This window comes from Micromonospora echinofusca, assembly GCF_900091445.1.
GTDB lineage: Bacteria > Actinomycetota > Actinomycetes > Mycobacteriales > Micromonosporaceae > Micromonospora > Micromonospora echinofusca.
The window spans coordinates 4643997-4656338 of sequence record NZ_LT607733.1; the positions used below are offsets into that span (position 1 = coordinate 4643997).

Consider the following 12342-nt stretch of genomic DNA (forward strand, 5'->3'; position numbering starts at 1 on the left):
CCACTGGTGGTCCACGCGCCGGGCGACCGGGAGATCGTGTTGAGCCGGCTGTTCGACGCGCCCGCGCCCCTGGTCTTCGCCGCCTTCACCCGCCCGGAGCTGCTCGTGCGCTGGTACGGCGCGCGCGGCTGGCGGCTGGTCGAGTGCGAGGTGGACCTGCGCGTGGGCGGACGGTGGCGCTTCGTCTCGCAGGGCCCGGGCGGGGAGCGGATGGGCCAGAGCGGGTGTACCGGCGGATCGACCCGCCCCGGCGACTGGTCCTCACCGAACTCTTCGACGACCAGTCCTATCCGGGCGAGACCCTGATCACCCACGAGTTCGCCGAACTCGTCGGGCGCACCACCGTCACCAGCACGCTGCGCTACGCCACCCCCTCGGGCCGCGACAGGGTGCTGCGCTACCCGATGGCCCGGGGCGTCGGCGAGAGCTTCACCCGCCTCGCCGACCTGCTGGGCCGGCCAACGACGACAGGAGGAGCGACAGCATGAACTGGACCCTGGAAGTGGTGATCGTGCCGGTCTCCGACGTGGACCGCGCCAAGGCGTTCTACGCCGACCGGCTCGGCTTCGCCGTCGACCACGACACGGTGATCGACGACGACGCGCGGATCGTGCAGCTGACCCCGCCGGGCTCCGGCTGCTCCATCGTGATCGGCAAGGGGGTGGTGCCGGAGATGCCCCCCGGCTCGCTCAAGGGCCTCCAGCTCGTCGTGCCTGACCTGCGAAAAGCGCGGGCCGAGCTGGTCGAGCGCGGCGTCGAGGTCAGTGAGATCCAGGTCGTCGGCGAGAACCCCCGCCCGGTGCCCGACCCGCTGGACAACGTCGGCTTCATCCACTTCGCCGACCCCGACGACAACGCCTGGGCGGTGCAGCAGATCTCCGAGCGGGCCTGAGCGCCGCACCGCCGGAGGGCGCCCTGCGCACGCGGCGCAGGGGCCCTCCTCACAGGCGACGGGGGCCGGTGTCGGGGCGGGCCACGGCGGAGCCGACCCGGACGGTGGCGTGCAGCACCGAGAAGCCGTCGGGGCGGGCGAGCACCGGATTGAGCGTCAGCGCGCGCACCCGGGGTTGCTCGTCGGCGAGGCGGCCGACCCGCAGCAACAGCTCCGCCAGCGCCGCCCGGTCCACCGGCGCCGCGCCCCGGTGCCCGCGCAGCAGCGGCGCCGCCCGGGGCTCGTCGACCAGCTCGGCGGCGTCCAGGTCGGTCAGCGGCACCGACCGCCAGGCCCGGTCGCCGAGCAGCTCGGTGGCGACGCCGCCCAGCCCGAAGCCGACCACCGGGCCGAACGCCGGGTCCTCCACCAGCTCGACCACGCAGGCCACGCCGGGCGGGACCATCGGCTGCACCAGGACGTCCGCGCCGAACAGCGCCGACATCTCCGCGTACGCGCGGTGGACCGTGGCCGCGTCGGGCAGGTCGAGCCGGACCGCGCCGAGGTCGAGGCGGTGCCGCAGGCCGGGGGCGGCGGCCTTGAGGGCCACCGGGAAACCCAGCCGCCCCGCCGCCTCGGCGGCCTCCCCGGCCGAGCGCGCCGGCACCGACTCGACCACGTCGATCCCGTACGCCGCGAGCAGCCTTGCCGGATCGAGGGCCTCCGGGCGCAGGGCGGCGTGCGCCGCCGAACGGTCCACCCGGGTCAGCTCCGGCGGCACCCCGGCGGACCGGCGCAGCCAGTCGGCGTACGCGCCGACCCGGGCGAGGGCACGCACGGCCTCCTCCACGCTCGGGTACGCGGGCACCCCGGCGGGCGCCCGGCCGGCCAGGAACGTCGCCACGGCCGGCTTGCCGGCGGCGAACGCGCTCGGCAGCGCGGCCGTGAAGTCGGCTTCGGTGTCGGTGAGCTGGCCGGGCAGCGGCGGGGCGAACACCACCACCAGGGCGTCCACCTCGTCGTCGGCGCCCGCCTCGGCGAGCGCGGCGGCGAACTCGGCGGCGCCGGCGCGCGGGCCGACGTCGCGCGGGTAGCCGGTGGCGACGGTGAGCCCCTGCGCGGCGCAGGCGGTGGCGGCCAACCCCGTCAGCGCCGAGGAGTTGCCGACCACGCCGACGCGCGGCCCGGCGGGCAGCGGCTGATGGGCCAGCAGCACCCCGACGTCGAGCAGCTCGGCGACGGTGTCCACCCGGATCACGCCCGAGTGGGCGAACAGCGCGGCGACCGCCACCTCGTCCGGGCCTGCCGAGTCGCCCACCCCCGGCGGCCGGGCCGGCGACGCCAGCGCCACGACGGGCTTGTCCCGGCCGATGCGGCGGGCCAGCCGGGCGAACTTGCGCGGGTTGCCGAAGGTCTCCAGGTACAACATGATCACGTCGGTGCCGGGGTCGTCCTGCCAGTACTGGAGCAGGTCGTTGCCCGAGACGTCGGCCCGGTTGCCGGCCGAGACGAAACTCGACAGCCCCAGCCCGCGCCGGTCCGCCTCGGCCAGCAGCGCCACCCCGAACGCGCCGGACTGGCTGAAGATGCCCACCCGACCGGGCACCGGCAGCCGGGGGGCGAGCGTGGCGTTGAGGCGTACGGCCGGGTCGGTGTTGGCCACCCCCAGGCAGTTCGGGCCGACCACGCGCATGCCCGCCGCGTGCGCCGCGCGGACCAGCGCGCGCTGCGCGGCCGCGCCCTCCCCGCCGGCCTCGGCGAAGCCCGCCGAGATGACCACCAGGCCGTGCGCGCCCGCGGCGGCCGCGTCGGCGACCACCTTCGTCGCCGCCTCCGGCGGAACCGCCACCACCGCCAGGTCGACCGGCACGCCGGCATCGGCCGCCGAGGGGTACGCGGGCAGCCCGGCGACCGACGCCGCGCTCGGATGCACCGGAACCACCGCGCCGGTGTAGCCGCCGTCGCGCAGGTGCCCGAGCACCGCGGCGCCGACGCCCTGCCCCGTGGCGCTGGCGCCGTAGACGGCGACGCCACGAGGGGCGAGCAGGCGGGCGACGGAGCGGGCCTCGGTGCGGTGCTCCCGGCCGCGCTGCACCTCCAGCGTCGCGTCGGTGGGGGCGATCGGGAAGGTCAGATGGACCACGCCGTCGGCGAACTGCCGCTGGACCTGGTAGCCGAAGTCGGAGAAGACCCGCAGCATCGCGCCGTTGGCCGGCAGCACCTCGGCCACGAAGTTGGCGATGTCGTTGCGGCGGGCCGCGTCGGCCAGGTGCTCCAGCAGCACCGAGCCGATGCCCCGGCCCTGGTAGGCGTCCTCCACCACGAACGCCACCTCGGCCTCGGGCGCCTCCGGGCCGAGCCGCTCGTAGCGGCCCACGGCGACGATCCGGTCGCCGACCAGCACCACGAACGCCTCCCGGTCGCGGTGGTCGACGTTGACGAAGCGTTGCAGGTCCCGCTCCGGGATGCGCGGGTACGGCGAGAAGTAGCGCAGGTAGCGGGTGCGCTCCGAGAAGCGGGAGTGCATCGCCACGACGCCCGGCCCGTCCGACGGGCGGATCGGGCGCAGCTGCACGGTGGTGCCGTCGCTGAGCAGCACGTCCGCCGGTTGTTCCACCGTGGTCACCTGTGCGGTCCCTTCCGGCACCGGTTCAGTCGCGTGGGTCGTGCGGGTCGAGCCCGAACAGCGGGAAGGCGGTCTTGCGGGCCGCCGCGATCGCCCGGTCCACCGCGCTCGGCTCCCCCGTCGGCTGCCACGGCTCGTACGCCGGGTCGACGTCGTCGGTCATCCGCAACGGGATCTGCCGGCCCGGCCGGCGCGCGGCGGCCAACTCCCGCCACGCCGGCGGGGTCAGCGTCGCCGGATCGACCGGGTCACCGGCGGCCACCGCGAGCAGGTGCGTCCAGGCCCGGGGCACCACCTCCACCAGCGCGTACCCGCCACCGCCGGTGGCCACCCAGCGACCCTCGCACAACTCGTCGGCGAGCGCCCGCAGGGCCAGGTAGGTGGCGCGCTGCCCGTCCACGGAGAGGTTCAGGTCGGCGAGCGGGTCGAGGCGGTGCCCGTCCGCGCCGCACTGGGTCACCAGCACCTGCGGCCGGAACGCGCGCAGCACCGACGGCACCACCGCGTGGAAGGCGCGCTGCCAGCCGGCGTCGTCCACGCCCGGCGGCAGCGGGAGGTTGACGGCGCTGCCCTGGGCGCCAGGCCCGCCCGTCTCGTCGGGGAAGCCGGTGCCCGGGAAGAGCGCCAGCGGTGTCTCGTGCACGCTGACCGTGAGCACCCGCGGGTCGTTCCAGAAGACCTGCTGCACCCCGTCGCCGTGGTGCACGTCCACGTCCACGTACGCGACCCGCTCGGCGCCCAGGTCGAGCAGGCGGGCGATCGCCACCGCCGGGTCGTTGTAGACGCAGAACCCGGCGGCGCGGGCCGGCATGGCGTGGTGCAGGCCGCCGGCCACGTTGACCGCCCGCCGGGCCTCGCCCCGCCAGACCGCCTCGGCCGCCGCCACCGTGGCGCCGGCCACGAGCGCGCTGGACTCGTGCATCCCCTCGAAGACCGGGTTGTCGGAGGTGCCCAGGCCGAAACCGGCGAAGAGCGGGTCGCGGGGGGCGACCTTCACCGCGGCGAGGTAGCGCGGGTCGTGCACCCGGCTCAGCAGCGCGTCGTCGGCCGGCTCCGGCTTGACCAGCCGCACCCCGGGACGGGCGAGGACGCCCAACTCCCGGGCCAGGGCGAAGGTCAACTCCACCCGTACCGGGTCGAGGGGATGATCACCCATGTCGTAGGCGAGCAGGGACTCGTCCCACACCACCACCGTGTCGTCGGACATGGCCCCATCGTCGCACGCGCAGCCGGGCGGGCCCGCACACGCGCTGCCCAGCCCCCGGGTGTCGCCCGACGCAGTTCCCCGCTCAGTCGCCGGGTGCCGTCGGTGCCCCGCTCCCCGCTCAGCCGGTCGGGCCCGGCCCCGTCGCCACCGGGCGGTCCGGGTCGGCGACCCAGTTGCTCCACGACCCGACGTAGAGGGCGGCGTCCGGGCGGCCGGCCAGGTGCAGCGCGAACACGGCCTGCGCCGCCGTCACCCCCGACCCGCAGTACGCCCCCACCGGCCGGTCCTCGCCCACCCCGGCGGCGGCGAACCGCTCGCGCAGCGCCTCGACGGCCGGGAACCGGCCCTCGGCGACGTACTCGCCGGCGGGCAGGTTCACCGCGCCGGGCACGTGCCCGGCGACCGGGTCGATCGGCTCGGTCTCGCCCCGGTAGCGGGGCGCGGCGCGCACGTCGAGCAGGACACCGTCGTCGGCCGCGGCCAGCCGGGCGGCCTCCGCCGCGTCGAGCACCGGCAGCGCGCCGGGACGCACCTCGACGTCGCCCGGCTGCGGGGTCGGCACCGTCGTGCTGACGGGCAGCCCGGCGGCCTGCCACGCCGGGAAGCCGCCGTGCAGCAGCCGTACCGGCCGGTGGCCCGCCCAGCGCAGGGTCCACCAGGCACGGGCGGCGGCCATGCCGTCGCCGCCGTCGTACACCACCACAGGGTGACCGGCGCGGACGCCGGCGGCCCGCAGCGCCGCCTGGAGGGCTGCGGGGTCGGGCAGCGGGTGGCGGCCGGCGGCGCCGGGCGGGCCGCAGAGCGCGGTGTCCAGGTCGACGAAGACCGCGCCGGGCAGGTGACCGGCGGCGTAGTCCTCCCGACCCGGCGGGCCGACGAGCCGCCAGCGGACGTCGAGCAGCGTGGGCGGGTCTGCCTGGCCGAGTTCGACCGCGAGCCGACCGGCCTCGACAATGAGATCATCGGAGGCGGGCATGGCGTCCAGTCAACACCATCCCGGCGCGGACCTGGCGGTTCGCCGTGGGTCGTTCGGTGAACGCCGAGGTAGCATCGTTGGCCGGAGGTCCGCTGACGTGAAGCATGATCTGGTCGACACGACCGAGATGTACCTCAAGACCATCCTCGAGCTGGAGGAGGAGGGGGTTCCGCCGCTGCGTGCCCGCATCGCCGAGCGGCTGGGGCAGAGCGGGCCGACCGTCAGCCAGACCGTCGCCCGGATGGAGCGCGACGGCCTGCTGACCGTCGAGGGCGACCGCCACCTGGCGCTGACCCCGCACGGCCGCAGCAACGCGGTCTCCGTGATGCGCAAGCACCGCCTCGCCGAGCTGCTGCTGGTCAACGTGATCGGGATGCCCTACGAGGAGGCCCACGAGGAGGCCTGCCGGTGGGAGCACGTGATGAGCGACGCCGTCGAGAAGCGGGTCTACGACCTGCTCAACCGGCCGACCCGCTCCCCCTACGGCAACCCGATCCCGGGGCTGGACCAGCTGGGCACGCCGGAGCAGACGACCGCCGCCCCGATCGAGGGCGAGCGCAACCTGGCGTTCCCGGGGCTGTCGGGGCCCGTCGTGGTGCGACGCATCTGCGAGAGCGTGCAGACCGACGCGGACGTGCTCCGGCAGCTGCACGCCGCCGGCGTCGACCCGGGCGCGACCGTCACGGTGGCGCAGGAACGCGACGGGGTGTCGATCGACCGCTCCGGTGACCGCATCAGGTTGCCGCGCGAGATCGCCTCCCGCGTCTTCGTCGCCGCGCACTGATCCGTCCCGGGCACGTCGCGTCCTCGGCCGGCTCGGGCCGGACGGAGAGCGCACCCGCACCGGTCGACGCGCGGGCGGCGGCCCCGGGCCGGAGTCAGAGCGCCCGGATGTCGAGTTGCCCGGCCAGCGTGACGAGCGCCTCCGTGAGCCGCTCGGCGTCGGCCTTGGCCGTGTCGCGCCCGGTGGCATAGCGCAGGGTGACGAGGCGGGCCTCGGCGGCCAGCCAACCCACCTCCGCGACCGGCCCGGCGCCGCCCTTGGCCGAGACGGTCCGCCGGTACGCCCGCTGGCCGAGCCCGGGCACCTTGGCCGCCTTCTCCGGCACCACGTCGGCGGTGAAGGTCGCCGCGTCGATCGACGTCCGCGTGACGGTCAGCGTCAGCTCCGGCAGGGCGTCCTGACCCGCGCGCACCACGCAGGTGTGGCTGTCGCCGGTCGCGCTCGCCGCTGCGACGTCGAAGCGGACGCCAACGTGCTGCTCGATCACGCCGAAGTCCAACAGCCGGCACGCCCCGCCGGAGGAGGCGGCGGCCACGTCGACCGCGACCGGTGCGGGAGGCGGTAGGGCCACCGGCTCCGCCTCCGCGCCGCAGCCGGCCACCAACAGCACCGCCACCCCGGCGCCCAGCATCCGCCCGCGCACGCTCACTCCTCCGCTGTCCACTCCGACGCGCCCGCCGGAAACCGTACGATGTGGCCCGGCCGGGCGGTAGCCCTCAACCGGACTCCTCAGTCGTCGACGTACGGGCAGTGTCGGCAGCCGCGCCCGCAGCAGGTGCCGCGCCGGGCCAGGAAACCCGCGCTGAGCACGAAGAGACCGGTGGCCGGGTCGAGGTAGCCCGCCTCGCCGGCGGTCAGGGCGGCGGCGTGCGCGGCGAGGATCCGCTCCCGGTCCGGATGCTGCGGCGGCAGGCGGGACGGGTGCGGCTCGGTCAGCGGCCGGTCCGCCAGCGGTCGTCGCTCTCCGGTCACCGGCGCAGTCTAGAGACGTGCTCGGCGGCGCCTGCCCCGGGCGGGGCGCCGGGCCACCGCCGGATCCCGCAGGTCGCGGCACTGCGGATGGCCGACCAGGGCACGCGCGCGCCGCCCGTACGGGGATCGGATAACCAGTGGCGTCGATCCGGGCGGGGCCGGCAGGCTGACCGGATGGACCAGGGACGGGCCGGGCGCCCGCGAGCCGCGCCGAATCCCGCGAGGTCGGCAACCTCCCCACACCGGTCACCGGCCCACACCGGCAGCCCGGCGTGACGCAGCAGGCGGCCAGACCCGCCGCAGGTGCCGCCCCGAAACGACCCTCGCTGCTGCGCAGCCGCAACTTCGGGCTGCTCCTGGCCGGGCAGACGGTCAGCGAACTGGGCACCCGGGTCTCCAACGTGGCGGTGCCGCTGCTCGCCGTCGGCACACTCGACGCCAGCGTCTTCCAGGTGGCGCTGCTGACGGCGCTCGCCTGGCTGCCGTACCTCATCTTCTCCCTGCCCGCGGGCGTCCTCGCCGACCGCGTCGACCAGCGGAGGCTGATGATCGCCTGCGACCTGGGCCGGGCCGGGCTGCTGCTGTCGGTGCCGGTGGTCGCCCTGGTCGGCCAGCTCACCCTCGGCTTCCTGTACGCGGTGGTCGGGCTCTCCGGCGTGCTCACCGTCCTGTTCACGGTGGCCCACAAGAGCATGCTGCCGAGACTGGTGCCGCCGGAGCGCCTCGTGGACGCCAACGCGAAGCTCACCGTCGGCCAGGACTCCGCCGAACTCGTCGGCCCGGCGATCGGCGGCGTGCTGGTCGGGCTGGTCGGCGCCGCGAGGACGCTCGTCGTCACCGCCGTCGCCTTCGCCGTGAGCGGGTTGACCCTGCTGCTGATCCGGGAGGCGCCGACCGGGCCCGCGCCCCGCCGCGAGCGGGTGCCGCTGCGGGTGGAGATGACCGAAGGGCTGGGATTCATCCGCCACCAGCCGATCCTGCGCAGCATCCTCGCCTGCACCACCACCTCGAACTTCTTCGTCACGGCGTCCGGCTCGATCGAGGTGGTCTTCCTGCTCAAGGAGCTGCACGCCACGCCGGCGCTGGTCGGGCTGGTCTTCTCGGTGAGCGCCGTGGGCGGCCTGGTCGTCGGCGCGTTCGCCGACCGGTTGACCGCGTGGCTCGGCTCGGCCCGGGTGATCTGGGTGGCGATGGTCACCCCGGGCCCGCTCTACCTGCTGATGCCCCTGGCGCAGCCCGGTTGGGGCGTACTGCTCTACGGCGTCGGCCTGGCCGCGTTCTCCGCCAACGCGGTGCTCTACAACGTGGCCGCCATGACGTACCGGCAGCGGATCACGCCGCCGGCCCTGCTGGGCCGGGTGAACGCGGCGTTCCTCTGGGTCTGCTTCGGGGTGATCCCGCTCGGCGCGCTCACCGGCGGCACCCTCGCCAGCCAGTTCGGGTTGCGACCGGCGCTGTGGATCTGTGTGTTCGGCACGTGGAGCGCCGCGCTCTTCGTCGTCTTCTCGCCGCTGCGGCGGATGCGGGACATGCCGGCGGCGTGACCGCTCGATGTCACAGGTCACACGCTCCGGCCGGAGGGTGAGCCGGGGCACCGGCCGGCCCGCGTGCGCACGGAAGCACGTTGGCTTTCCGATCCGCCCGGCCTATGGTGGCTGCATGTGTTCGACCGGTCAGCGCAGCAGCACCGCCGTCATGGTGACGGCGGCGTCCGCTGCTGCCTGCCGGTGTGCCCTGCGGGTGACCGTGGCGACCCGGGTGGTGCGATCCGCGGTCGCACCGTCGTGCGCCGGCTCGGTCGCCTCCCGACTGCCGAGCCCCGCCGGACGTAGCCCTCCGTGGACCGGTCGCAACTCTCGCGAACGGCCACCAGGGCGAAGCTATCCAGCTTCGGCCCTTTTTCTTTTTCCCGAAGGAGCTACGCCATGACCACGCCCACCCAGTCCAGCGAGCAGAAGTGGCTCGACGACCTGCGTACGACACTGACCAACGACTTCGAGGCGCAGACCGTCCGGCTGACGCAGCTCACCGCCGACACCGGCGACCCGGGCGAGGCGCACACCCAGAGCGCGCTGATCGCCGCCACCCGGCAGAGCATCGAGCAGATCAGCGGGGCGCTGCGTCGCCTCGCCGAGGGCCGCTACGGCATCTGCGAGCGATGCTCCGCCGCGATCCCCCGGGAGCGCCTGGAGGTGCTGCCGCACGCCCGCTTCTGCGTGCCCTGCCAGCAGAAGCAGCACTGACGTACGCGGGGCTGCCGTGCCGGAAGACGGCACGGCAGCCCTGTCGGTTCAGGCGAACACCGACAGGGCTACGGCACACCCCCGGGCTCGTTCGTGGCGTCGTACGGGTGCGCAGGTGTCAGGTGTCCACAGACGAGCGGGGCGGGCCGGCAGGTGCTCGCCGGTCCGCCCCGCTCTCTTCGTACGTCAGCTGCAGCCGCTGGTGGAGCCGCAGCCCTCGCAGACGTAGCAGCTACCGGCCGGGCGCATCTTCGTACCGCAGGTGAAGCAGAGCGGCGCGTCGGCGGCCTTGCCGATCACGGCCTCCAGCAGCTCGGTGCTGGAGCCCACGGGCGGCGCCGGCTTGGCGGCGGCGACGTCGGCGGTCTCCTGCGCCGGCTGGGCGATCGGGCCGGTCTTCGGCTCGGCCGGCGCTTCGACCGGGGCGGAGGCGGCCATCGCGGTGAGGTCCGCACCGCTCGCCTCCGCCTCCGCCTCGGCCCGGAGCTGGGCGGCCCGCTCGCTGGCGGTGAAGATGCCCAGTTCCGCGCGGCGCTCGTACGGCAGGAAGTCCAGCGCCAGGCGACGGAAGATGTAGTCCATCACCGAGGCGGCCATCCGCACGTCCGGGTCGTCGGTCATGCCGGCCGGCTCGAAGCGCATGTTGGTGAACTTGCTGACGTACGTCTCCAGCGGGACGCCGTACTGGAGACCGATGGAGATGGCCACCGAGAAGGCGTCCATCACACCGGCCAGGGTCGAGCCCTGCTTCGACATCTTGAGGAAGACCTCGCCCAGGCCGTCGTCCGGGTAGGACGAGGCGGTGAGGTAGCCCTCGGCGCCGCCGACGGAGAAGCTGACCGTCTGGGACGGGCGCTTCTTCGGCAGCCGCTTGCGCACCGGGCGGTACTCGACGACCTTCTCGACGACCTTCTCCACCTCGGCCGGGGCCTCGGTGGTCGCGGCGGCCTTGTTGGGCTTGGCGACCGACAGCGGCTGGCCGACCTTGCAGTTGTCGCGGTAGATCGCCAGCGCCTTGAGGCCGAGCTTCCAGCCCTCGAAGTAGATCTTCTCGACGTCCTCGACGGTTGCCTGCTCCGGCATGTTGACCGTCTTGGAGATGGCGCCGGAGATGAACGGCTGGACGGCCGCCATCATCCGTACGTGGCCCATGGGGGCGATCGAGCGCTCCCCCATCGCGCAGTCGAAGACCGGGTAGTGCTCCGGCTTCAGGCCGGGGGCGTCGACCACGTGGCCGTGGTCGGCGATGTGCTCCACGATCGCCTCGACCTGCTCCTCGGGGTAGCCGAGGCTGCGCAGGGCGCGCGGCACGGTCTGGTTGACGATCTGCATCGAGCCGCCGCCGACCAGCTTCTTGAACTTGACCAGCGCCAGGTCCGGCTCGACGCCGGTGGTGTCGCAGTCCATCATCAGGCCGATGGTGCCGGTCGGCGCGAGCACGCTGGCCTGCGAGTTGCGCCAGCCGAACTTGTCACCGATCTTGTTGCCCTGGGTCCACTGCTTCGTCGCCTCGCGGACGATCGCGGTGGCCACGGTGCCCGACGGCTTGATCTCGTCGTTGGCGGCGGCGTGCTTGCGCATGACCCGCTTGTGCGGCTCGGCGTTGCGGGCGTAGCCGTCGTACGCGCCGACGACGCCGGCCAGCTCGGCGGAGCGGCGGTACGCGGTGCCGGTCATCAGCGAGGTGATCGCCGCGGCGACCGAGCGGCCCTGCTCCGAGTCGTACGGCAGGCCGGAGGCCATCAGCAGGGCGCCCAGGTTGGCGTAGCCGATGCCGAGCTGCCGGTAGGCGCGGGTGGTCTCGCCGATCTTCTCGGTCGGGAAGTCGGCGAAGCAGATCGAGATGTCCATCGCGGTGATGACGAACTCGACGGAGCGGACGAACTTCTCCACCTCGAAGCCGCCGTCGGCGCGGAGGAACTTCATCAGGTTGAGCGAGGCCAGGTTGCACGAGGAGTTGTCCAGGTGCAGGTACTCCGAGCACGGGTTCGACGCGGTGATCCGCCCGGTCTCCGGGCAGGTGTGCCAGTCGTTGATCGTGTCGTCGTACTGCAGGCCGGGGTCGGCACACTCCCACGCGGCGTGGGAGATGGTGCGGAACAGGTTCTTGGCGTCGATGGTCTCGATCACCGAGCCGTCGAGCCGGCCGCGCAGGTCGAAGCCGCCGCCGTTCTCCACGGCGGTCATGAACTCGTCGGAGACCCGGACGGAGTTGTTGGCGTTCTGGTACTGCACGCTGACGATGTCGGCGCCGCCGAGGTCCATGTCGAACCCGGCGTCGCGCAGCGCGCGGATCTTGTCCTCCTCGCGCGCCTTGGTGACCACGAACTCCTGGATGTCCGGGTGGTCCACGTCGAGGATGACCATCTTCGCCGCGCGCCGGGTGGCGCCGCCGGACTTGATGGTGCCGGCGGAGGCATCGGCGCCGCGCATGAAGCTGACCGGGCCGGAGGCGTTGCCGCCGGAGGAGAGCAGCTCGCGGGAGGAGCGGATCCGGGACAGGTTGACGCCGGAGCCGGAGCCACCCTTGAAGATCAGCCCTTCCTCCTTGTACCAGTCGAGGATGGAGTCCATCGAGTCGTCGACGGCCAGGATGAAGCAGTTGTGCACCCGGAGATTGCCGGCCAGGAACTCGCCGCTCTCCGTCTGGATGTCGTAGACCT

Annotated in this window: 9 protein-coding genes and 2 pseudogenes; 5 read left to right on the forward strand and 6 right to left on the reverse strand. The window is 74.1% G+C overall.

Going from position 1 to position 12342, the window contains the following annotated elements:
• Positions 1 to 105: 105 nt before the first annotated feature.
• Positions 106 to 488 (forward strand): annotated as a pseudogene (locus GA0070610_RS19740) (SRPBCC domain-containing protein).
• Complete coding sequence (locus GA0070610_RS19745; RefSeq protein WP_089001403.1) at positions 485 to 892, forward strand: VOC family protein; 408 nt, start codon at positions 485 to 487, stop codon at positions 890 to 892. The pseudogene GA0070610_RS19740 and the gene GA0070610_RS19745 overlap by 4 nt, the downstream one beginning before the upstream one ends.
• A 49-nt stretch (positions 893 to 941) precedes the next feature.
• Here the strand turns inward: GA0070610_RS19745 and GA0070610_RS19750 are convergent, their stop codons facing one another.
• The 3 genes from GA0070610_RS19750 to GA0070610_RS19760 form a co-directional block, all read right to left on the reverse strand.
• Entirely contained in the window at positions 942 to 3497 is a 2556-nt protein-coding gene (locus GA0070610_RS19750) for a bifunctional acetate--CoA ligase family protein/GNAT family N-acetyltransferase (RefSeq protein ID WP_089001404.1), read from the reverse strand.
• Positions 3498 to 3522: 25 nt separating this feature from the next.
• Positions 3523 to 4704 carry an acetoin utilization protein AcuC gene (locus tag GA0070610_RS19755; protein WP_089001405.1) on the reverse strand — a complete coding sequence of 394 codons (1182 nt, stop codon included), beginning with the start codon at positions 4702 to 4704 and terminating at the stop codon, positions 3523 to 3525.
• Positions 4705 to 4822: 118 nt separating this feature from the next.
• On the reverse strand, positions 4823 to 5680 hold the full coding sequence (locus GA0070610_RS19760; protein ID WP_089001406.1) for a sulfurtransferase: 858 nt from the start codon (positions 5678 to 5680) through the stop codon (positions 4823 to 4825).
• A 97-nt stretch (positions 5681 to 5777) separates the two neighbouring features.
• Here GA0070610_RS19760 and GA0070610_RS19765 point away from each other — a divergent pair, with 97 nt between their 5' ends.
• Complete coding sequence (locus GA0070610_RS19765) at positions 5778 to 6464, forward strand: metal-dependent transcriptional regulator (protein ID WP_089001407.1); 687 nt, start codon at positions 5778 to 5780, stop codon at positions 6462 to 6464.
• Between the two features lie 94 nt (positions 6465 to 6558).
• Here GA0070610_RS19765 and GA0070610_RS19770 read toward each other — a convergent pair whose 3' ends face one another.
• Entirely contained in the window at positions 6559 to 7107 is a 549-nt protein-coding gene (locus GA0070610_RS19770; RefSeq protein WP_089001408.1) for a hypothetical protein, read from the reverse strand.
• Between the two features lie 86 nt (positions 7108 to 7193).
• Positions 7194 to 7436, reverse strand: a complete 243-nt coding sequence (locus tag GA0070610_RS19775; protein WP_089001409.1) for a DUF5522 domain-containing protein — start codon at positions 7434 to 7436, stop codon at positions 7194 to 7196.
• Positions 7437 to 7708: 272 nt separating this feature from the next.
• On the opposite strand from GA0070610_RS19775, the gene GA0070610_RS19780 reads away from it, so the two are divergent.
• Both GA0070610_RS19780 and GA0070610_RS19790 read left to right on the forward strand, forming a co-directional pair.
• Positions 7709 to 8980 (forward strand): MFS transporter, encoded by a 1272-nt coding sequence (locus GA0070610_RS19780; protein WP_089001410.1) that lies wholly within the window; start codon positions 7709 to 7711, stop codon positions 8978 to 8980.
• 381 nt (positions 8981 to 9361) lie between these two features.
• Positions 9362 to 9679, forward strand: a complete 318-nt coding sequence (locus tag GA0070610_RS19790; protein WP_089001412.1) for a TraR/DksA family transcriptional regulator — start codon at positions 9362 to 9364, stop codon at positions 9677 to 9679.
• A gap of 186 nt (positions 9680 to 9865) precedes the next feature.
• On the opposite strand, the pseudogene GA0070610_RS31790 reads toward GA0070610_RS19790, so the two are convergent.
• A pseudogene (locus GA0070610_RS31790) lies at positions 9866 to 12292 on the reverse strand (vitamin B12-dependent ribonucleotide reductase); the annotation flags it as partial.
• Positions 12293 to 12342 lie beyond the last annotated feature (50 nt).

Bases quoted from the DNA above. Each gene is read 5' to 3' on its own strand.
- GA0070610_RS19745 (WP_089001403.1), top strand. From the start codon at position 485: ATGAACTGGACCCTGGAAGTGGTGATCGTGCCGGTCTCCGACGTGGAC.
- GA0070610_RS19755 (WP_089001405.1), bottom strand. From the start codon at position 4,704: ATGTCCGACGACACGGTGGTGGTGTGGGACGAGTCCCTGCTCGCCTAC.
- GA0070610_RS19760 (WP_089001406.1), bottom strand. From the start codon at position 5,680: ATGCCCGCCTCCGATGATCTCATTGTCGAGGCCGGTCGGCTCGCGGTC.
- GA0070610_RS19790 (WP_089001412.1), top strand. From the start codon at position 9,362: ATGACCACGCCCACCCAGTCCAGCGAGCAGAAGTGGCTCGACGACCTG.